The organism is Roseomonas populi (assembly GCF_024594815.1).
GTDB classification, from domain to species: domain Bacteria; phylum Pseudomonadota; class Alphaproteobacteria; order Acetobacterales; family Acetobacteraceae; genus Roseomonas; species Roseomonas populi.
On record NZ_JANJOU010000014.1, the window covers coordinates 48622 to 68533 of the forward strand.

Here is a 19912-nt window from a genome sequence, read left to right on the forward strand (position 1 = left end):
CCTCCTGGGCCGCGCCGGGGCGCGGCCCGCATGGGGGATGTCAGGCGAGGACGGGCAGCGCCGCCTCGATCGCGGCGCGGTGCCCCTCGAGGAACTTCGGCAGCTTCAGCGCGCCGCCGAGGCTCTCGGCCGGCTCGTCCACGGCGAAGCCGGGGATGTCCGTCGCGATCTCGAACAGCACGTGGCCGGGCTCGCGGAAGTAGACGGAGCGGAAGTAATCGCGGTTCTTCTGCTCCGTGGTGTGCAGGCCGTGATTCTCCGCCAGCTTGCGCACCATCTCCATCTCCGCCGCGTCGTCCGCCGCGCGGAAGGCGAGGTGATGGACGGAGCCGCGCCCGAGCCGCGCCGGCAGGAAGCCGCCGACCGCCTGCAGGTCCACGATGCCGCCGATGGCCGTGCCATCCACCGCGTAGCGCGTGACGTTCCCCTCCTTCGCCACCTCGCGGAAGCCGAACACGTCCGTCAGGATCGCGCCCGTGCGCTCGGTGCGGTCCAGCATCAGGGACACGCTGTGGAAGCCGCGGACGGCATGCTCCACCGGCACCTCGCCATTGTCCCAGGCGGGCTCGGCCTCGATGCCGGGGATGCCGACAAGGGCCAGGCGCAGGCCGTCCGGGTCGCGGAAGGTCAGCACGGTCTCCCCGAAGCGCGTCGCGCGCTCCAACCCGTGGTTCACCAGCCGCGCCGTCCAGTACCCGATCGCGGCCTGCGGGATGCGGAACACCGTCTCCTGCAGCTCGCCCGCGCCGGCCCGGCCGGGGGCGGCGTGCTCCCAGGGGAAGAAGGTGAGGATCGTGCCGGGGCTGCCGGCCGCGTCGCCGTAGTAGAAGTGGTAGGCGCCGGGATCGTCGAAGTTGACGGTCTTCTTCACCAGCCGCAGCCCGAGGGCGCGGGTGTAGAAGTCTAGGTTCCGCTGCGCCTGCCCGGCAATGGCGGTGACGTGGTGGATGCCGTTGGTCGCCATGATGGCTGCTCCTGTGGGGTGGAGCCCCTGCGGCTCCGCTGGCCCCACAATTGTGCAGGCCGGGGCCGGATGGACAGGGCAAACCGATTGCACTCACGCAATCCCGCCATTGCCGGATGCGGAATAGTGTTGCACCCGAACGCCAGCCACCTTGCGGCGCAGTCAACCCGTCGCAACGGAGATTCCCGATGACCGACCCTCGTTTCGCCCCTTACGCCCTCACCCTGCTGCGCCTCTCGCTCGGCGTGATGTTCATCGCCCATGCCTGGCTGAAGGTGGCGGTTTTCACCGTGCCGGGCTTCGCCGGCTTCATGGCGCAGGCCGGCTTCCCGCCCAGCCTCGCCCTGCCCGTCATCGTGGCGGAGGCCCTGGGCGGCGTTGCGCTGATCCTCGGCCTCTACGCCCGCGCCGTCTCCGTCGTGCTGCTGCCGGTGCTGGCCGGCGCGCTGATGGTGCATGCCGGCAATGGCTGGGTGTTCAACGCGCCGAACGGCGGCTGGGAATACCCGGCCTTCCTGATCGTCGGCGCCCTGGTGCAGGCCCTGGCCGGAGACGGCGCGCTGGCGCTCCGTGCGACGCCCGTGCCCGCCTCCCGCCCGGCCCTCGCCGCTGCCGCCTGAACGGCCTAGCATTGGCGCCCCCTGCCGGCGGCACGGCTCCCCGTGCCGCCGGCTTCGTGCGTCAGGACCATCGCCGTGAAGGAACCCGCCCGAACCCTCGCCTGGGACGACTTCCGCCTGATCGACGCGGTGGCGGCCACGCGCAACCTGCCCGCCGCCGCGGTACGGCTGGGCCTGGACCACTCCACCGTCTTCCGTCGCCTCAAGGCGATTGAGGCGACGCTCGGCCAGGCGCTCTTCGAGCGCCATCGCAGCGGCTACGCGCTGACGCCGGCGGGCGAGGAGATGGCAGCCCTCGCGGCGCGGGTGGACGAGGACATCACCACCGTCACGCGCCGCCTGGCGGGCCAGGACGTCGCGCCCTCCGGCGAGGTGCGGATCGCCACCAGCGACAGCCTGCTCTCGGATCTCCTGATGCCGATGCTCGCCGGCTTCCGCGCGGCGAACCCGGCAATCCGGCTGGACATCGTCACCGGCAATGCCGCGCTGAACCTCTCACGCCGCGACGCGGACGTGGCGGTGCGCGCGACGGACAGCCCGCCGGACGCGCTGGTCGGCCGCCGCGCCGCGCGCATCGCCTGGGCCCTCTACGGCGCGGCCGGGGCGGAGCACCCGCCGGACCCGGCGGAAAGCGCGCGCTGGGTTTGCCTCGGCGACAACCTGTCGGGGCTGAGGGTGGTGCGCTTCGCCCAGGCCGCCGTCGCCCCCGGGCGGCTGGCCGCGCGCTTCGACACGGTGCTCGGCCTGGCCCACGCGGTGGCTGCGGGGATCGGGGTGGGGCACCTGCCCTGCTTCCTCGGGGATTCCTGGCCGGGCCTCACCCGCCTCGCGCCACCCGACCCGGCCTACGCCTCCGACCTCTGGCTCCTCACCCACCCCGACCTGCGGCACACGCCGCGCGTGCGCGCACTGCTGGACCACCTCGCCGCGGCGGTCGCGGCGAGACGCACCCTCATCGAAGGCGGAGCACCACGCGACACTAGCCCCGGAACATGAGGCGTGACGTGCGGGGGCTGGATCTCGGCACCGGCGCAAAGCCCTCCGCCGGATTCCCGGATTCAGGCTGAGCGCCGTCTTTTGGTCTGATCCTCTGGCGCTGGTCTGTCCCAGGGAGAGAAAGAAGGAATTCTTCCTCTCCCTGGACCCCTCTCCATCATCTTTTTCTACCAGCTGGTCTGGGCTTCGCTGGCGGTGCGCCTCGGCCGGTGGAGCCGAGGCGACTGCAGGGGCAGGATCGGGCTCCTCGCCCGGAACCTGATTTTGGGTCAGGCCTGCAGCAGTCCGATGCAGGTCCAGAGACTTCTGGCCCGGGACAAGCGCTTTGCGTTTGCCCGGGAGTTCAGGGGGCGGCGCCCCCTGCTAGTCTCACCCGGTCGTTTCAGCCTGCAGGAGGAACAGGATCACGGAACGCCCTGTCGCCTGGTAGGTCGCACCGCACTCGAAGGCGCGCTCCTCTTCGTCTTCGGGAATGTTCGTGTCCGCCAGCAGCGTCCAGCCCTGGCAGCCTGCCGCCTCCGGCAGGGTGAACTCCACGACGTCGTGGTGGCCGTTGATCACCATCAGCACCGTGGCGTCCTGCCCACGCTTCCGGATGCCCGTCACCTGCGCGCGCCCGTCCATCAGCATGCCGAAACACTTGGTGGTCTCGTTGTCCCAGTCGACAGGCTGCATCTCGGACCCGTTGGCGTTGATCCAGGTCACGTCCCGGACGCCCAGCTCCTCGTTCATCTCCCCGGTCAGGAAGCGCGTGCGGCGGAGGATCGGGTACTTGTGCCGCAGTTCCAGCAGCTTCCGGGTGAAGCGGATCAGGGTCTGCCCCTTCTCCTCGATCGCCCAGTTTACCCAGCTGATCTCGTCGTCCTGGCAGTAGGCGTTGTTGTTCCCGCCCTGAGTCCGCCCGAACTCGTCCCCGGCCAGGATCATCGGCGTCCCTTGGGAGAGGACGAGGGTGGAGAGGATGTTCCGGATCTGCCGCTCCCGCAGCGCGTTGATCTCCGGGTCGTCGGTCGGCCCCTCCGCCCCGCAGTTCCAGGAGCGGTTGTCGGAATGGCCGTCCTTGTTGTCCTCCCCGTTCGCCTCGTTGTGCTTCTCGTTGTAGGTCACCGTGTCGTTCAGCGTGAACCCGTCATGCGCGGTCACGAAGTTCACGCTGGCCCAGGCCCGGCGGCCGCTGTGGTTGAACTTGTCCGGCGAGCCGCAGAGCCGCGGTGCCAGCGCCTGCGCGCTCGCCTCACCGCGCCAGAAATCGCGCACGGTGTCGCGGAAGCTGTCGTTCCACTCCGCCCAGCCGGCGGGGAAGCTGCCCACCTGATAGCCGCCGGGGCCGATGTCCCAGGGCTCGGCGATCAGCTTCACGGTCTGCAGCAGCGGGTCCTGCTGGCACACCTTCAGGAAGCCGCTCTGCTCGTCAAAGCCGTGCGGCTCACGCGCCAGGATGGTGCCGAGGTCGAAGCGGAACCCGTCGATGTGCATCTCCTGCACCCAGTAGCGCAGACTGTCCGCCACCATCTGGATCACGCGGGGGTGGGAGAGGTTCACCGTGTTCCCGGTGCCCGTGTCGTTGATGTAGTAGCGCTTCTGGTCGGGCAGCAGCCGGTAGTAGCTGGCATTGTCGATGCCCTTGAAGGACAGCGTCGGCCCCTTCTCGTTCCCTTCGGCCGTGTGGTTGTACACGACGTCGAGGATCACCTCGAGGCCCGCCTCGTGGAAGCGCGCCACCATCTCCTTGAACTCGCGCAGGCTGTTCGGCACATCGGAGGCGTAGCGCGGGTCGGGCGCGAAGAAGCCGATGCTGTTGTAGCCCCAGTAGTTCACCAGGTTCTTCTGCAGCAGGAAGTCGTCGTTGATGAAGGTGTGCACCGGCAGCAGCTCGACCGAGGTGACGCCGAGCGACTTGATGTAGTCCACCACCGGCTTCTGCCCCAGCCCGGCGTAGGTGCCGCGCAGGTTCTCCGGCACCTCCGGGTGAAGCTTCGTGTAGCCCTTCACATGCGTCTCGTAGACCACCGTGTGGTCCCAGGGCACGAAGCGCCGCCCGGGCTCGCCCTGCCAGTCGAAGTTCGGGTCCACGATCACGCATTTGGGCATGAAGGGCGCGCTGTCGCGCTCATCGAAGGTCAGATCGTCGCCGGTCTCCATCTTGTAGCCGAAAACGGCCGGATCCCAGGTCAGGGACCCCGCATGGGCGCGGGCATAGGGGTCCAGCAGCAGCTTGTTCGGATTGAAGCGGTGCCCCGCCTCCGGCTCGTAGGGGCCGTGGACGCGGTAGCCGTAGAAAGTTCCCGGCCCCACATCGGGCAGGTACCCGTGGAAGATCTGGTTCGTGTACTCGGGCAACTCGACGCGCTCGATCTCCTTCTCCCCGCTGCCGTCGAAGATGCAGACCTCCACCTTCGTCGCATTCGCGGAGAAGAGGGCAAAGTTCGTGCCTCCCCCGTCCCAGTGAGCCCCGCGCTTGGCGGGCGAGCCCTCTTTGATCCGGCCCTTGATGATCTCTGCCAACGTCCCGTTCCGTCCAATATGCCCGCGCCCCAGGGCGTCGATCGCGGACAGCGGAACGGGCGGCAGGCCCGGCGGTTGACGGCAAAAGGGCCGGAGGGACGCGAATCCCCCCGGCCCCTGCATTTTTTCCGCCGCCGCGGCCTTAGGGCCGCAGCGGCCCTCGCTGCTACTCCGCCGGGGCCGGGTGCGCCGCCCCGTGCGGCACCCGCCGCCCGCGCCGCAGCCCCTTCACGCTCCGCTCCAGCGCGTCGAAGCCGAGATAGAGCACGGGCGTCACGAAGAGGGTCAGCACTTGGCTCACCGCTAGGCCGCCCACCACCGCCAGGCCCAGCGGCTGGCGAAGCTCGGCGGCCGCGCCCCATCCCGCCGCGATGGGCACCGCGCCCGCCGCCGCCGCCAGCGTGGTCATCAGGATCGGCCGGAACCGCAGCACGCAGGCGTCCCGCACCGCCACGCGCGGGTCCGCCCCCTCTCGCTGCCGGCTGAGCGCCACGTCCACGATCATGATGGCGTTCTTCTTCACCAGCCCGATCAGCAGCAGCACGCCGATCACCGCGATGACGGAGAGGTCCATGTGGAACAGCCACAGCGTCGCCAGCGCCCCCAGCGCCGCCGCCGGCAGGCCGGAGAGGATGGTCAGCGGGTGAACCAGGCTCTCGTAGAGGACGCCCAGCACCACGTACATCACGATGACAGCTGCCAGGATCAGCATGCCCTGGCCCGCCAGCGCCTGCTGGAACACCTGCGCCGTGCCGGAGAAGGCGCCGATCACGCCCGGCGGCGGCTGCATCTCCCGCTCCGTCGCCCGGATCGCGTCGGTGGCCTGCCCCAGCGCCACGCCGGGCGGCAGGTTGAAGCCGATCGTCACGGCCGGCAGCTGCCCCTGGTGCCCCACCGTCAGCGGCCCCGTGCCGCGCTGGATGGTGGCCAGGGCCGAGAGCGGCACCAGGCGCCCGGTGTTGGAGCGGAGATAGAGCTTCTGCAGCCCGTTCTCGTCCCGCTGGTCCTCCGGCAGCGCCTCCACGATCACGGGATAGGCGTTGGCCTGGGCGTAGATGGTGGAGATCTGCCGCGCCCCGAAGGCGGAGTAGAGGGCCTGCCGCACCTGGTCCACGTTCACGCCCAGCGCGGCCGCCCGGTCGCGGTCCACCTGCACGTTCACCACGGGCGCATCCAGCTGCAGGTCCGTGTTCACGTCCTGCAGCAGGGGGTTACCCCGCAGCCGCGCCGCCAGCCGCTGGGCGAAGTCGTACAGCGACTTCGATTCCAACCCCTGCAGCGTGTACATGTACAGGGTGCGGGATTGCCGCGCCCCGAAGTTCAGGTTCTGGATGGGCTGCAGGAACACCTGCATGCCCGGCACCTGGGAAACCTCCCGCCGCAGCCCCTGGATCACCTCGGTCACCATCGGCCGCTCGGCGCGGGGCTTCAGCTCCACGAACATGCGCCCCTGGTTGACCGAAAGGCTCTGCCCGACCGCCCCGATGTTGGAGGACACGCTCTTCACATAGGGGTTGCGGCCGATGGTCGCGGCAACCTGCCCCTGCATCTCCGTCATTGCCTCGTAGGAGGCGTCGCGCGGCCCCTCGGTGGAGACGCTGACCAGCCCCGTGTCCTCGATGGGGAAGAAGCCCTTCGGCATCGCCATGGCCAGCCACCCGGCCGCGACGAGGGACGCGAAGAACACACCCCAGACCACCAGCCGGAAACGCAGCGCCAGGTCCAGCAGCCAGGCATAGGCCCGCTCGATCCCCCGGAACCCCGCCTCCAGGAAGGCGTCCACCCGTCCGGGCTTGGCGTCGTGGGAATGCGCCGGCAGCCAGGAGGCCATGAGCGGCGTGAGGGTGAGGGAGACGAAGCAGGAGACCGCCACGGCCAGCGTCACGGTGGCCGCGAAGGCGTTGAACACGCGCCCCACCACGCCGCCCATCAGCAGGATCGGCAGGAACACCGCCGTCAGCGAGAGGGTGATGGAGATGATGGTGAAGCCGATCTCGCGCGATCCCTTCATCGCCGCCTCGAAGGGGTTCATCCCCTCCTCCACGTGGCGAATGATCGCCTCCAGCATCACGATGGCGTCGTCCACCACCAGGCCGACGGCCAGCGTCAGCCCCAGCAGGGTCACGTTGTCGATGCCGTAGCCCATCGCGTACATCAGCGCGAAGGTGCCGCAGAGTGAAATGGGCACCGCGATCATCGGGATCAGCGTCGCCAGCAGCCGGCGCAGGAACAGCCAGACCACCAGCACAACCAGCCCGATGGCGATGAACAGGCTTTCCTGCACGTCGTGCACCGCCGCCCGGATGGAGAGCGAGCGGTCCAGCGAGACGTCGATCCGCGCCCCTGGCGGCAGAGCTGATTGCAGCTCCGGCAGGGCCGCGAAGACCCCGTCCACCACCTCCACCGTGTTCGCGTCCGGCTGGCGCTGCACCGCCAGCGTCAGCCCGCGCACCCCGTTGCGGTAGGAGGCGATGCGGTCGTTCTGCACCCCGTCCACCACCTCCGCGATGTCGGCCAGCCGCACCGGCGCGCCGGAGCGCCCGGCCACCACCAGCTTGCCGAAGGCCTCAGCGTCCGGCGGCTGGTCATTCGCCCGCAGCACCAATTGCTGCCGCTGGCCGGAGAGGGTCCCGACCGGCGTGTTGGAGTTGGCCGTCGCCACCGCGCTACTCACCTGGTCCAGCGTCAGCCCCATGGAGGCCAGCCGGTCCGCCCGCATCCGCACGCGCACGGAGAACAGCTGCTCGCCATAGGTCACCACCTGCGCCACCCCCGGCACGCGGGAGAGCGCGGGGGAGACGAGGGTCGAGGCGATGTCGTTCAGCTGGTACAGCGGCACGTCGCCGCCCGAGAGGGTCAGCAGCACCACCGGCGCATCCGCCGGGTTCGCCTTCCGGTAGGAGGGCGGCGTCGTCATCTCGATCGGCAGGCGCCGCTGCGCGCGGGTCAGCGCCGCCTGCACGTCCTGCGCCGCCGCATCGATGTTCCGGTTCAGCACGAATTGCAGCGTGATCTGCGTCGTGCCCTGGCCGGAGGTGGAGGAGATCGAATCGATCCCCGTGATGGTGGAGAACTCGCGCTCCATCGGCAGCGCGACGCTGGTTGCCATCGTCTCCGGGCTCGCGCCCGGAAGCTGGGCGGAGACGGTGATCACGGGGAAGTCCACCCGCGGCACGGCCGCCACGGGCATCAGCCGGTAGCCCATGATCCCCGCCAGCACGATGGCGGCGGAGAGCAGCCCGGTCATGATCGGGCGGCGGATGAAGATCGCGGAAAGGTTCATCGGGCGCTCGCCTGCCGGCCGGAGGTTGCCTCCGCCTGCGGTTGCACCCCCGGCGGGCCGCCGGGGTTCCGCACCGCCACCCGCGCGCCGTCGCGCAGCCGCTCGATGCCCTCCGTCACCACCATCTCGCCATTCGCCACCCCGCCCTCGATCACGGCGCGGCCGGAGGCGTAGCGCACCACCTTCACCGCCACCCGCCGGGCGGTGTTCTCCGGCGTCAGGGCGTAGAGGAAATTGCCCCCCTGCCCAACGCGCACCGCGGCCACGGGCACGGAGACGGCCTGCGCCTCCACCCGCGGCACCATCACCACCTCAAGGTACTGCCCCGGCCACAGCCGGGCGGGGGCGTTGGCGAAGCGCGCCTTCAGCCCGATCGTGCCCGTGGCCGTATCCACGGAACTGTCCACGAAGATCAGCTCGCCCTCGGCCGGGCGGGCGCTGTCGCCCGGTGCCTGGGCCCGCACCTTCGGCCGCTCGCCGCGCCCCTGCGCCTCCCGCAGTTCCGCCAGCCAGCGCTCGGGCACGGAGAAGGCCACGTTGATCGGGTCGGTCTGGGTGATGGTGGCCAGCACCGCCCCCTCCGCCGCCCGCACGAAGTTCCCCTCCTTCACCGGAAGCGCTCCCAGCCGGCCGCCCGCCTCCGCCCGGATGGTCGCGAATTCCAGGGTCAGCCGGGTCTGCGCCACCTGCGCCTCGTCGGCCCGCACGGTGGCCGCGAGCGCCGTCGCGTCCGCCTGCGCCTGCTCCGCCCGCTGGGCGGAGGCGAAGGCGTCGGACCGGAGGGAGGCGTAGCGCCGCGCATCGGACTGCGCCCGCTCCAGCTGCGCCCGGTCCCGCGCCAGGATCGCCTCCTGCTGCTGCAGCAGGGCCTGGGTGTTGCGGGAATCGAGGGTGAAGAGCAGGTCGCCCGCCTTCACCATCTGCCCTTCCTGCACGTGCACCCGCTCGATCTGCCCGTCCACGCGGGAGCGGACGGAGATGATGGAGACAGCCTGCGCCGTCCCGTTCGCTGTCACCTCGACGGGCAGCGCCCCGATGCTGGCGGGCGCGGCGGCCACGGAAACGGGCGCGGCCTCCTGCGCCAGGGCAGGAAGGGAAGCGAGCAAAAAGCAGCAAAGCGCGGCAAAAACTGAGCGCATCGTCAGGTTCCGGTCGGAAAGCACCATTCTGATGTGTGCTGTGGATAATCGGAAGTACGATCTTGGGCCGATACGTTCCGGATCGCTGTGGTTACGCACTGGAACTCCAGCGCGGGCCTGCAGGCGGCCGCAAAGCCCGCCATGCCGAAGATTTCATCTCTGCAACTGTCTTTCCCCCCGCCCCCCGGCCCTCGTTCCGTCGGGCCATCGGCCTCCCCCGGGCGAGCGCGATGCACTTCCCACGGGGCGGCCGCGGGCACCCTGATGGAGGACGGCTTTCCCGGCAGCTTAAATCCTTGTCAGCCCGGATCTTTGTCGGACCGGCGCGCTATCAGCCCCGCATCCCGCGAGAGACTTCAGGGGCAGGCGGGATTTCCGGCGGGAAGAACCCCTTCGTCTCCCGGGGGCCGCAGCGCCGATAGGCCCCGGGGCCGCCACGGGTGTATGCCGTCGGTCGATGACCGCCCTTCCCGACCCTCGTCCCACCCTCACCGCCCCGGACGACGATCCCTGGCTCTGGCTGGAGGAGGTGGAGGGCGAGCGCGCCCTCTCCTGGGTGGCCGGGCAGAACGCGGCCACCCTGGCCCGCCTGGCCGATGCGCGCTTCGAGGCGGACCGGGACGCCGTCCGCGCCGCCCTGGACCGGCCGGACAAGCTGCCCCACGTCACCCGCCGTGGGGCCTGGCTCTATAATTTCTGGACGGACGCCGCCCAGCCGCGCGGCCTGTGGCGCCGCACCACGATGGAGAGCTACCGCGCGCCCCAGCCGGAATGGCAGGTGCTGCTGGACATCGACGCCCTGGCGCTTGAGGAGGGCGAGGACTGGGTCTGGCAGGGCGCCACCACCCTCCCCGGCACCCACGACATCGCCATCCTCCGCCTCTCCCGCGGCGGCGGCGACGCGGCGGTGCTGCGGGAATTCGACCTGGAGGCCTGCCGCTTCGTCGAGGGCGGCTTCGCCCTGCCGGAGTGCAAGGGCTCGGTGGACTGGCTGGACCGCGACACCCTCCTCCTCACCGCGGCCTATGGGGAGGGAATGGCCACAAGCTCCGGCTACGCCCGCACCGTCCGCCTCTGGGCGCGCGGCACGGACCCCGCCGCCGCCCCTGTCCTCTTCTCGATCCCCGAGGACCACATGCTCGCCGCGGGCGGCCTGGACCGCGACACCGGCCAGATCGTCTTCGTGGACCAGATCGGCTTCTACGACACCGCCGTCCATCTCGGGGACCGCGCCGGCCCGAAGCGCCGCATCGACCTGCCCACGGATACGGAGTTCCACTGGCAGCGCGGCTGGCTCGCCGCCCGCCCCCGCACGCCCTGGACGGTGAACGGCACCACCCACGCCCCCGACACCTTGCTTGGCATCGGCCTCGACGCCGCGCTGGCGGGGGACCGGGGCTTCACCACCCTCTTCACCCCCGGCGATCGCCGGGCCCTCCAGGGCTTCTTCTGGTGCGACGGCCGCCTGGTCGTCTCCGTGCTGGACGAGCTGCGCCCCGAGTTCACGATTCTCACCCCCGGGCCGGGCGCGTGGTCTGCCGCCCGCCTGGACCTGCCCCGGACCGGCGTCGCGACCCTCTGGCCCCTGGACAGCGAGGGGGAGGAATCCGACGGCGCGCTGCTGGCCCAGGTCGAGGACCCGATCACCCCCGCCACCCTCCTGCTCACGGGTATCGACCTCGCCGCCCCCGAGCTCCTGCGCCGCTCCTCCCCCGTCTTCGACGCCACCGGCCTCGTCATCACCCGGCACGAGGCGGTCTCCACGGACGGCGAGCGCATCCCCTACGTCCAGACCGGCCCCGCCGCGGAAACGGGCGACGCCCCCGTCCACCTCTCCGGTTATGGCGGCTTCCGCATCTCCCGCCTGCCCCACTACCAGGGCATGACCGGCAAGCTCTGGCTCGAGAAGGGCGGCACGACCGTCATCGCCAACATCCGCGGGGGCGGCGAGTTCGGCACGCGCTGGCACGAGGCTGGCCGGCGCGAGGGCAAGCGCCTCTCCCACGACGACTTCGCCGCCGTCGCCGCCGACCTTGTCCGCCGCGGCGTCACCACCCCCGGCCGCATCGCGGCGGAGGGTGGGTCCAACGGCGGCCTCCTCATCGCCAACATGCTCACGCGCTATCCGGAGCGGTTCGGCGCCCTGTTCTGCACCATCCCGCTCATCGACATGCGCCGCTACACGAAGCTCCTGGCCGGGGCGAGCTGGATCGCCGAGTACGGCGACCCCGACCTGCCCGGGGACTGGGCCTTCCTCCAGCACATGTCCGCCTATCACGCGGCAGAACCCGGCCGCCCCTACCCGCCCATCCTCATCGCCACCACGCGCCGCGACGACCGCGTCCACCCCGGGCACGCCCGCAAGATGGCCGCGAAACTTCAGTCCCTCGGCTACCCCGCCCTGCTCCACGAGCCGGCGGCGGGCGGGCACGGCTACGGAAAGGACAATGGCGAGGTCGCCACCTTCGCCGCCCTCGGCGCGGCCTTCCTGCGCCGGGCGGTCGGGTGGGAGGAAGCCTGAGGACGGCCAGGGAGAGGGAGAAGGAATTCCCCCCCTTCCCCGGACCCCTCGCCATCATCTTTTCCTAAAGGGCTGCCGCAGAATGCGGGACCTGCGGCTCGCCGAGCGGCCACGCCGCTCGGCGCGGGACATGGCAACCCGCGCCTTTGAACTGAAATGCGCGCTTCGCGGGCCAGCCGGACATTCCGCGGCAGCCCGACAGAAGAAGATGAGTGGGGGTCCAGGGGGAGAGAATTCCTTCTCTCCCCCTGGGGCCGCTCAGGCCGCCAGCGCCGGGTAATCCGTGTACCCGTGCTCGTCGCCACCGTAGAAGGTCGCCTTGTCCGGCGTGGCCAGCGGCGCCCCGGCCTTCATGCGCTCCACCAGGTCGGGGTTGGCGATGAAGGGCCGCCCGAAGGCGATCAGGTCGGCGCGGCCCTCGCGCAGGGCGGTATCGGCCAGGGCGAAGTCGTAGCCGTTGTTGGCCATGTAGGGGCCGCGGAAGGCGGCCTTCAGGGCGGCGTAGTCGAAGCCGGGTACCACGTCGCGCGGGCCGCCGGTTGCGCCCTCGATCATGTGCAGGTAGGCCAGGTTGAAGGGTGCCAGGGCCTCCACCGCGCGCTTGAAGAGCGGGAAGGGGTCGCTGTCGCGCGCGTCGTTAGCGGGCGTGACGGGGGAGAGGCGGATGCCCGTGCGGTCGGCGCCGATGGCGTCGGTCACGGCCTGGGTCACCTCCAGCATCAGGCGGATGCGGTTCTCGATGCTGCCGCCGTAGTTGTCGATGCGCTTGTTGCTGCCGTCGCGCAGGAACTGGTCGATCAGGTAGCCGTTGGCCGCGTGGATCTCCACGCCGTCGAAGCCGGCATCGCGGGCGTTGCGGGCCGCCTGGGCATAGGTGGCGACGATGCCGGGGATCTCGTCCAGCTCGAGCGCGCGCGGCTCCTCATGCGGCTTGAAGCCGGCCTCGGTGAAGGCCTGGCCTTGCGGCGTGATGGCAGAGGGGGCGACGGGCCTGGCGTTCCCCGGCTGCAGGTCGGGGTGGGAGATGCGGCCGACATGCCAGAGCTGGGCGACGATCTTGCCGCCCTTGGCGTGCACCGCCTCCGTCACGGCCTTCCAGCCCTGTACCTGCTCCTTGCTGTGGATGCCCGGGGTCCAGGCGTAGCCCTTGCCCTGCTGGGAGATCTGCGTGGCCTCGGAGATGATGAGGCCGGCGGAGGCGCGCTGGGCGTAGTAGGTGGCGGCGGTGGGGCGGGGCACGTCGCCCGCCAGGGCCCGGCTGCGGGTGAGCGGGGCCATGGCGACGCGGTTAGCGAGCTCGATGGCGCCGATCCGGGTGGGCTGGAAGAGCGGGCTGGCGGCGTTGTCGGTGGGCAAGGCTGCGTCCTCGGCTGGGGGCCGGGCGGTGTGCCCGGCGGTTGCCGGGCGATCTGGGGCCGGGGCGGCGGCGATGCAGGGAGGGGCCGGGCATGGCTGCCATGCCCGCAAACCCTCTAGCCCCGGAATTCCCTAGCCGAGGAGTCCCATGGCGCCGCGGCCGGGCGGCAGATTCGTTACCCCCGCCGCGCGCGGGTTCCACCACCAGCCGCCGCCGGGCCCCACCACCACCCCGGCCTGGAAGCGCGGGGCGGGCACGTAGCGCGCCTGCCCGGCCAGGATGGCGGCGCCGCGCGGGGTGGGGGCGTGCGGCGCATCGCGCCCGATCAGGCGGCGCGTGCCGGTGGAGAGGCGCTTCACCACGTCGCGCAGGATCAGGTCCGTCAGCGGGAAGACAGGGTCGCCTGCCTCCAGGGCGCGGAGCAGGGCGGCCTCATCAGCGCCCTCGGCCAGCGCCTGCATCACCCGCCGCTCCGTCAGCCCCAGCCCGTCCGTCACCCAGGGCAGGTCCTGCAGGTGGCGGCGCATGGCCCGGGCCAGGTGCGGCAGGGGCAGCGCGCGGCGGGAAAGGCTGTCCAGCGCGGTCGGGTCCTCCGCCGCGAAGGCGCGCCAGGCCTCGGCGCCGGCCTCCACGGCCGACCAGGGCAGGGGTTCCGGCACCAGCGCCTCCAGCTCGTCCTGCGGCAGCAGCGCGAAGGGGCGCACCCCGTCGGCGGGCATCAGGAACAGGCGCCCGGCAAGGTTGGGCCAATCCGCCAGCAGGGAGAGGAGGCGGATCAGCACGGCCTGATCCCACAGGTCGTGCTCGAACCACAGCAGGATGCGGCCATACTCCGGCAGGCCGCGCAGCGCCGTGTACTCGGCGCCCAGCCGGGCCCGCACCGCCGCCACGTCGTGCGCGTAGTGCCCGGCCACGAAGGCGGCGCGGCGGGAGACGTACTCGGCGGGGAACTCGCCATGCACCGGCCCCTGGCAGACGGGATCGGCCAGGCAGAAGTAATCGCCCGGCACCCGCCCGCGCAGGTCGTCGCCGCAGCGGATGGAGGCGGTGGCCTCCGCCATCACAGGGCCCGGTGGGCGATGTCCCGGCGGCAGAAGCCACCCGGCCAGTCCAGCGCGTCCACAGCAGCGTAGGCGGCGTCCCGCGCCGCGCGCAGATCCCCGGCCGTGGCGGCGACGCCCAGCACGCGTCCGCCCGCCGAGACCACCCGGCCATCCGCCCCGCGCGCCGTGCCGGCATGGAACACGCGCGCGCCGGGGACGGCGGCGGCCGCATCCAGCCCGCCGATCGGCTCGCCCTTCGTCACCGCGCCGGGATAGCCGCGCGCCGCGACGACGACGACGAGGGCGGGGTCGTCGGACCACTCCAGCGAGACGCCGGAGAGGTCCCCCTTCGCCGCCGCCAGCAGGGCGGGAAGAAGGTCGGACGTCAGGCGCATCATCAGCACCTGGCACTCGGGATCGCCGAAGCGGACGTTGAACTCGATCACGCGCGGCCCGGTGGCGGTGAGCATGAGCCCGACGAAAAGCACGCCGCGGAAGGGCGCGCCGCGGCGGGCCATCTCGGCGAGCGTCGGCTCCACGACGCGGGCCATCACCTCGTCCCGCATCGCATCGGTAAAGGCGGGGGGTGGGGAATAGGCGCCCATGCCGCCGGTGTTGGGACCGGTGTCGCCGTCGCCCACGCGCTTGTGGTCCTGGGCGGCAACCAGCGGGACAGCGCGGGTGCCGTCGCAGAGGGCGAAGAAGGAGGCCTCCTCCCCCAGCATGCACTCCTCGATCACTACGGAGGCGCCGGCCGCACCGTGCACGCGGCTCTCCATGATGTCGGCGATCGCGGCCTCGGCCTGCTCCACCGTCTCGGCCACCACCACGCCCTTGCCGGCGGCCAGGCCATCCGCCTTGACCACGATCGGGGCGCCCTGGGCGCGGACATGGGCGCGGGCGGCATCGGGGTCGTCGAAGCGCCTCCAGGCAGCGGTGGGGGCGCCGGCGGCGTCCAGCACGGCCTTGGTGAAGGCCTTGGAGCCTTCCAGCATGGCGGCGGCGGCGGAGGGGCCGAAGCAGGGGATGCCGGCCCCGGCCAGGGTATCGGCAAGGCCCAGGGTCAACGGCGCCTCAGGCCCCGCCACCACCAGATCCACGCCCTTCTCCCGCGCGAAGGCGACGAGGGCGGGGATGTCCTCCGCCCCGATCGCCACGCACTCGGCGTGGGCAGCGATGCCGGGATTGCCGGGGGCGGCCCAGAGCTTCGTGAGAAGGGGGCTCCCCGCGATGCGCCATGCCAAGGCGTGCTCCCGCCCGCCGCCGCCGACCAGAAGGACCTTCATTCCAGCCCGAGCCCCCGATGTCCGGGCGCCTTATGCCCCCAGGCCTCCCCTGCGTCACCTGCGGGCCGAGGCCCCGCCACTACGTCACCAGCGGGAAGAACACGCAGAACCCCGTGCCCCGGGCCTGCTCCGCCCGGGCCGTCTTGCCGCCGACCTGGTCCACCAGCCGCCGCACGAGGTCCGTGCCGGCGCTGCCCGGCCGGGCCGGGCCCAGCCCCACCCCGTCGTCGCGCACGCAGAGCCGCGCCTCCCCGCCCGGGGGGATGGCGAACTCAACCCGGATCGTGCCCGCCCGCTCATCCGGGAAGGCGTGCTTCAGGGCGTTCGTCACCAGCTCGTTCACGATGAGGCCCAGCGGCACGGCGCGGGCATGGGGGATCATCACCCGCTCCAGCGCCGTCTCGATCGTGACCTCCTGCCGGCGCTGAGAGAGGTTGGCGCAGAGGGCCTGGAGGTAATCCGCCAGGTCCACCTGCCCGGTGCCGTGGACGAGGTTCAGGTGGTCGTGCGCCACCCCGATCGCCGCCACCCGGTCCAGCGCCTCGCCGAGGATGCGGCGGCCCTCGCCTTCCGGCAGGCGGCGGCGCTGCAGCACGAGGAGGGAGAGGACGAGCTGCAGGTCGTTCTTGCTGCGGTGCTGCAGCTCGCCCCGCAGCAGCCGTTCCTGCGCCAGCTGCCGGGCGGCGTCGGCGGCGGCGTCCGCCACCTCCGCCGCGCCCAGCCTTCCGCGCAGCGCGAGGCCGAGCGTGTTGGCGAGGACGAGGAGGAACCGCACGTCGTCCGGCCCGAAGGAGCGCGGCGCGTCGCTGTCCACCTCCAGCACGCCCCAGACGTCGCCATCCACCGCCACGGGCACGTTCAGGGCGGAGATGATGCCGTGGTCCCGCAGCACGGCGGGGTAGCGGAACTCCCGGTCGTTCGGCAGGTCGTCCACCACGTTGGGCAGGCGCGTGCGCAGCGCCTGCCCGGGCAGGGAGGCGAGGTCGGTGCCGAGGCTGACATGCCCGACCACGCCGGGGTTCCAGCCCACGCCCGCGACGATCAGCAGGTCCCCGTGCTCCGGCCGGTGCTGGAGCGCCTTCGTGTGCCGGATGCCGATCCCGCGCGAGGCCTGCACGCAGGCCAGCTGGATCAGCCGCGCCCCGTCACTCGTCTCGGCCGCCATGCGCGCGAAATCGTCCAGGATCTCGCCGTAGCGGCGGATACGCGCGAGCTGCTCCTCCATCGGGATATCGGCGGCGTCCGCAGGCATGGGCAGGTCTCGCCCTCCATCTGTTGTGGGAACCCAAGGGCGCAGGCGCGGTCAAGGTTTCCGGCCACGCGTGGCGCGCGGCGCCGGGCTGGGCCATAATCGCGTGATGGACGCACCCGTCAGCAACATCCCCGAGTACAGCGTCTCCGAGATCTCGGGCGCCGTGAAGCGCACGCTGGAGAGCGCCTTCGGCCGCATCCGCGTGCGCGGCGAGATCACGGAATTCAAGACCTATCCCTCCGGCCACTCCTACCTCTCCATGAAGGACGAGACGGGGACGATCCGCGCGATCATCTGGCGCGGCGCGCTCTCGAAGCTGCAGGTGCGCCCGGAGAACGGGGTGGAGGTGATCGCCACCGGCAAGATCACCGCCTCCGACAAGCGCTCCGACTACGCGCTGCAGATCGAGAAGCTGGAATACGCGGGGGAGGGCGCGCTGCTGGCGCGCATTGAGAAGCTGCGCCAGCGCCTGGGCGCGGAAGGGCTGTTCGACGAGGCGCGCAAGCGCCCCCTGCCCTTCCTGCCGGAGGTGATCGGCGTGATCACGAGCGAGAAGGGCGCGGTGCTGCACGATATCCGTACCACCCTCGCCCGCCGCTTTCCCCGCCGCGTGCTGCTGATCCCCGTTTCCGTGCAGGGGCAGGGCGCGGCGGAGCAGGTGGCGGCCGCCATCGCGACCATGGGCTCTCTCTCACCGATCGGGCGCATCCCGCGGCCGGACGTGGTGATCGTCGCGCGCGGCGGCGGCAGCCTCGAGGACCTGATGGCCTTCAACGAGGAGGTGGTGGTGCGCGCCGCCGCCGCCTCCCCGGTTCCGCTCATCTCCGCCGTGGGGCACGAGACGGACACGACGCTGATCGACTTCGCCTCCGACCGCCGCGCGCCGACGCCGACGGCGGCCGCGGAACTGGCCGTGCCCGCGCGGGAGGAGTTGATGGCCGTGCTCGCGCAGCGCGGCACGCGCCTGGCGCGCGCGGGGCATTCCGTGCTGGACCGGGGCCGGCTGCGCCTGGCGCGCGCCGCATCGGGCCTGCCGGACCTGCCCGCGCTGATCGCCGCCGGGCGCAACCGGCTGGAGGATCGCGGCCACCGGCTGCAGCTCGCGCCCCGCGCGCTGATCGCCGCAAAGCGCCGCGCGCTGGAAGGCGCCGCCGCGCGCCTGCCGCGGCCGCAGGAAAGCATCGCGAGGCAACGGAGCGCGCTCGACCTGATGGGCGTACGGATCGGCGGCGCCGCGCGCGCGGTGCTGGCGCGGCAGTCCCGCCGCCTCGCCCTCGCGCCCGATCCCGCGCCGCTGCTGCGCGGCCGGCTGCGCGAGGGGCGCGCGGCGCTGCTGCGCGCGGAGGAGCGGATGGCTTCCATTGCACGGCGCCGAGTGGTGGAGCGCGGCGCGGCCCTGGCCCGCATCCCCGATCCCACGCCCTTCGTGCTGGGGCGGCTGCGGGAGCGGCGGGCGGCGCTGGAGGGCCTCTCGGCCCGCCTTGAGGGCGCCTCCTACGGCGCGCTGCTGGAGCGCGGCTTCGCCCTGGTGCGCGACGCCTCCGGCCACCCCGTGACCGCCGCTGCCGAAGTGTCCCCCGGCCAGAAGCTCCTGTTGCAGTTCGCGGACGGCAGCGTGAACGTGACCGATGATCGCGCGAAGAGGCGCGGCAAGCCCACAGCGCCGCAGGACACGCTGCTGTAGAAGCAGGGGCCATGAGCACCCTGCCCCGCCGCGCCGCATTGGCGCTCCCCGCGCTCCTCCTCGCACGTGCCGCGCGCGCCGCGGTGGTGCTGCCCGATCGCATCGCGCAGGGCGCGCTGGTGATCGGCCGCGCCGACCCCGGCACGCGCCTGACCTTCGAGGGCAGGGCCGTGCGGGTCTCGTCGGGGGGCGTCTTCGCCTTCGGCCTGGGCCGCGACGCCGGCGCGCACGCCGCGCTCGGCATCGTCTCGCCGGATGGAAGGCGCGAGGAGCGCCCCTTTGCCGTGGCCTCGCGCCAATGGGACATCCAGCGCCTGAACGGCCTGCCCGGCCGCATGGTGACGCCCGACGCTGAGGCCCTGGCCCGAATCCGCGCGGAGCAGGAGCGCCTGAACGCCGCCCGCCGCACCGACACCGCCACGCCCTATTTCGCGGAGGGCTTCGCCTGGCCGGCGGAAGGCCGCATCAGCGGCGTCTATGGCAGCCAGCGCATCCTGAACGGGGAACCCCGCGCGCCGCATCTCGGCCTGGACATCGCCGTGCCCGTCGGCACCCCGCTGCACGCCGCCGCCGGCGGGCGCGTGACCCTGGCGGAGGATCTCTACTTCACCGGCAACACAATGCTGATCGAGCACGGTCACGGGGTGACGACGCTCTACGCGCACATGTCGCGCCTGGATCTACGGGAGGGCGATGCCGTCTCGCGCGGGCAGGTCATCGGCCTCTCCGGCGCGACGGGGCGCGTGACAGGACCGCACCTGCATCTCGGGCTGTTCTGGCTCTCGACCTCGCTGGATCCGCGGCCGGTCCTGCCCTGATTCTTTCGGCTTCTGGGGAGTGGAACGGTAGAAGGAGCGTCTTCGAGAGGGGAGAGCTCTTTCTTCCCGGCCCGGGGGGAACGCCTCGCGTCTGCCCCGGGTGAGCGGGAGGCGGCGCCTCCCGAGGTTATCGCCTCAGGACGCGGCCGGCTGCAGCCCTGCCATTGGCGTGGGCGGGGAAGCGGGCATCAGCATGGGCATGATGTTCCCGAGAGAGGGCCACTCCCCACGCGCCTCGGCCCCACGCACATCGATCTGCGTGGCAGCAGGCATGGGCCGGGCTGGGCCGCGCAGGAGGACGCGCGGCGGGAAGTAGTCGCGGCCGGGAAGCGGTACGCGCATAGGGTCGAACTCCGATGAGGCCGGGGTGGGCTGGCCGTGGGCGGAAAGTGTTGCCAGGCGCGACGTCGGGCAAGGCGCCGCGCCGTGACAAGACGGTGATGA

General features: G+C 71.9%; 14 protein-coding genes. 5 read left to right on the forward strand and 9 right to left on the reverse strand.

The genetic code is table 11. The features are described 5' to 3' along the window. Positions 1–40 precede the first annotated feature (40 nt). Positions 41–964 (reverse strand): ring-cleaving dioxygenase, encoded by a 924-nt coding sequence (locus NRP21_RS16465; RefSeq protein ID WP_257717310.1) that lies wholly within the window; start codon positions 962–964, stop codon positions 41–43. A 188-nt stretch (positions 965–1152) separates the two neighbouring features. Here NRP21_RS16465 and NRP21_RS16470 point away from each other — a divergent pair, with 188 nt between their 5' ends. Both NRP21_RS16470 and NRP21_RS16475 read left to right on the forward strand, forming a co-directional pair. Next, on the forward strand, positions 1153–1584 hold the full coding sequence (locus NRP21_RS16470; protein WP_257717311.1) for a DoxX family protein: 432 nt from the start codon (positions 1153–1155) through the stop codon (positions 1582–1584). Between the two features lie 75 nt (positions 1585–1659). Further along, entirely contained in the window at positions 1660–2580 is a 921-nt protein-coding gene (locus NRP21_RS16475) for a LysR family transcriptional regulator (protein WP_257717312.1), read from the forward strand. Positions 2581–2949: 369 nt separating this feature from the next. Here the strand turns inward: NRP21_RS16475 and glgX are convergent, their stop codons facing one another. From glgX to NRP21_RS16490, 3 genes are all read right to left on the reverse strand, one after another. Next, a complete protein-coding gene (gene glgX / locus NRP21_RS16480; protein WP_257717313.1) occupies positions 2950–5085 on the reverse strand; it encodes a glycogen debranching protein GlgX in 2136 nt (711 codons plus the stop codon). 166 nt (positions 5086–5251) lie between these two features. After that, entirely contained in the window at positions 5252–8368 is a 3117-nt protein-coding gene (locus tag NRP21_RS16485; RefSeq protein ID WP_257717314.1) for an efflux RND transporter permease subunit, read from the reverse strand. Next, entirely contained in the window at positions 8365–9534 is a 1170-nt protein-coding gene (locus NRP21_RS16490) for an efflux RND transporter periplasmic adaptor subunit (protein ID WP_257717315.1), read from the reverse strand. Before NRP21_RS16490 ends, NRP21_RS16485 begins: the two co-directional genes overlap by 4 nt. Positions 9535–9964: 430 nt before the next feature. On the opposite strand from NRP21_RS16490, the gene NRP21_RS16495 reads away from it, so the two are divergent. Further along, the gene (locus NRP21_RS16495) at positions 9965–12028 is read left to right on the forward strand and encodes a prolyl oligopeptidase family serine peptidase (RefSeq protein WP_257717316.1); all 2064 of its coding nucleotides are present in this window, start codon (positions 9965–9967) and stop codon (positions 12026–12028) included. A 258-nt stretch (positions 12029–12286) separates the two neighbouring features. On the opposite strand, the gene NRP21_RS16500 is transcribed toward NRP21_RS16495, so the two are convergent. The 4 genes from NRP21_RS16500 to NRP21_RS16515 form a co-directional block, all read right to left on the reverse strand. Continuing rightward, complete coding sequence (locus NRP21_RS16500; RefSeq protein ID WP_257717317.1) at positions 12287–13384, reverse strand: alkene reductase; 1098 nt, start codon at positions 13382–13384, stop codon at positions 12287–12289. 132 nt (positions 13385–13516) lie between these two features. After that, a complete protein-coding gene (locus NRP21_RS16505; RefSeq protein WP_257717318.1) occupies positions 13517–14446 on the reverse strand; it encodes a DUF1835 domain-containing protein in 930 nt (309 codons plus the stop codon). Next, a complete protein-coding gene (purD, locus tag NRP21_RS16510; RefSeq protein ID WP_257717319.1) occupies positions 14446–15714 on the reverse strand; it encodes a phosphoribosylamine--glycine ligase in 1269 nt (422 codons plus the stop codon). The genes NRP21_RS16505 and purD overlap by 1 nt, the downstream gene beginning before the upstream one ends. A 79-nt stretch (positions 15715–15793) precedes the next feature. After that, positions 15794–16966, reverse strand: coding sequence for a sensor histidine kinase (locus tag NRP21_RS16515; RefSeq protein WP_257717320.1), 1173 nt, complete (start codon positions 16964–16966; stop codon positions 15794–15796). Positions 16967–17072: 106 nt separating this feature from the next. Here NRP21_RS16515 and xseA point away from each other — a divergent pair, with 106 nt between their 5' ends. Both xseA and NRP21_RS16525 read left to right on the forward strand, forming a co-directional pair. Beyond that, positions 17073–18650, forward strand: coding sequence for an exodeoxyribonuclease VII large subunit (xseA, locus tag NRP21_RS16520; RefSeq protein ID WP_257717321.1), 1578 nt, complete (start codon positions 17073–17075; stop codon positions 18648–18650). An 11-nt stretch (positions 18651–18661) separates the two neighbouring features. Beyond that, positions 18662–19468, forward strand: a complete 807-nt coding sequence (locus NRP21_RS16525) for a M23 family metallopeptidase (RefSeq protein ID WP_257717322.1) — start codon at positions 18662–18664, stop codon at positions 19466–19468. A gap of 135 nt (positions 19469–19603) precedes the next feature. On the opposite strand, the gene NRP21_RS16530 is transcribed toward NRP21_RS16525, so the two are convergent. Beyond that, positions 19604–19810 (reverse strand): hypothetical protein, encoded by a 207-nt coding sequence (locus NRP21_RS16530; RefSeq protein ID WP_257717323.1) that lies wholly within the window; start codon positions 19808–19810, stop codon positions 19604–19606. Positions 19811–19912 lie beyond the last annotated feature (102 nt).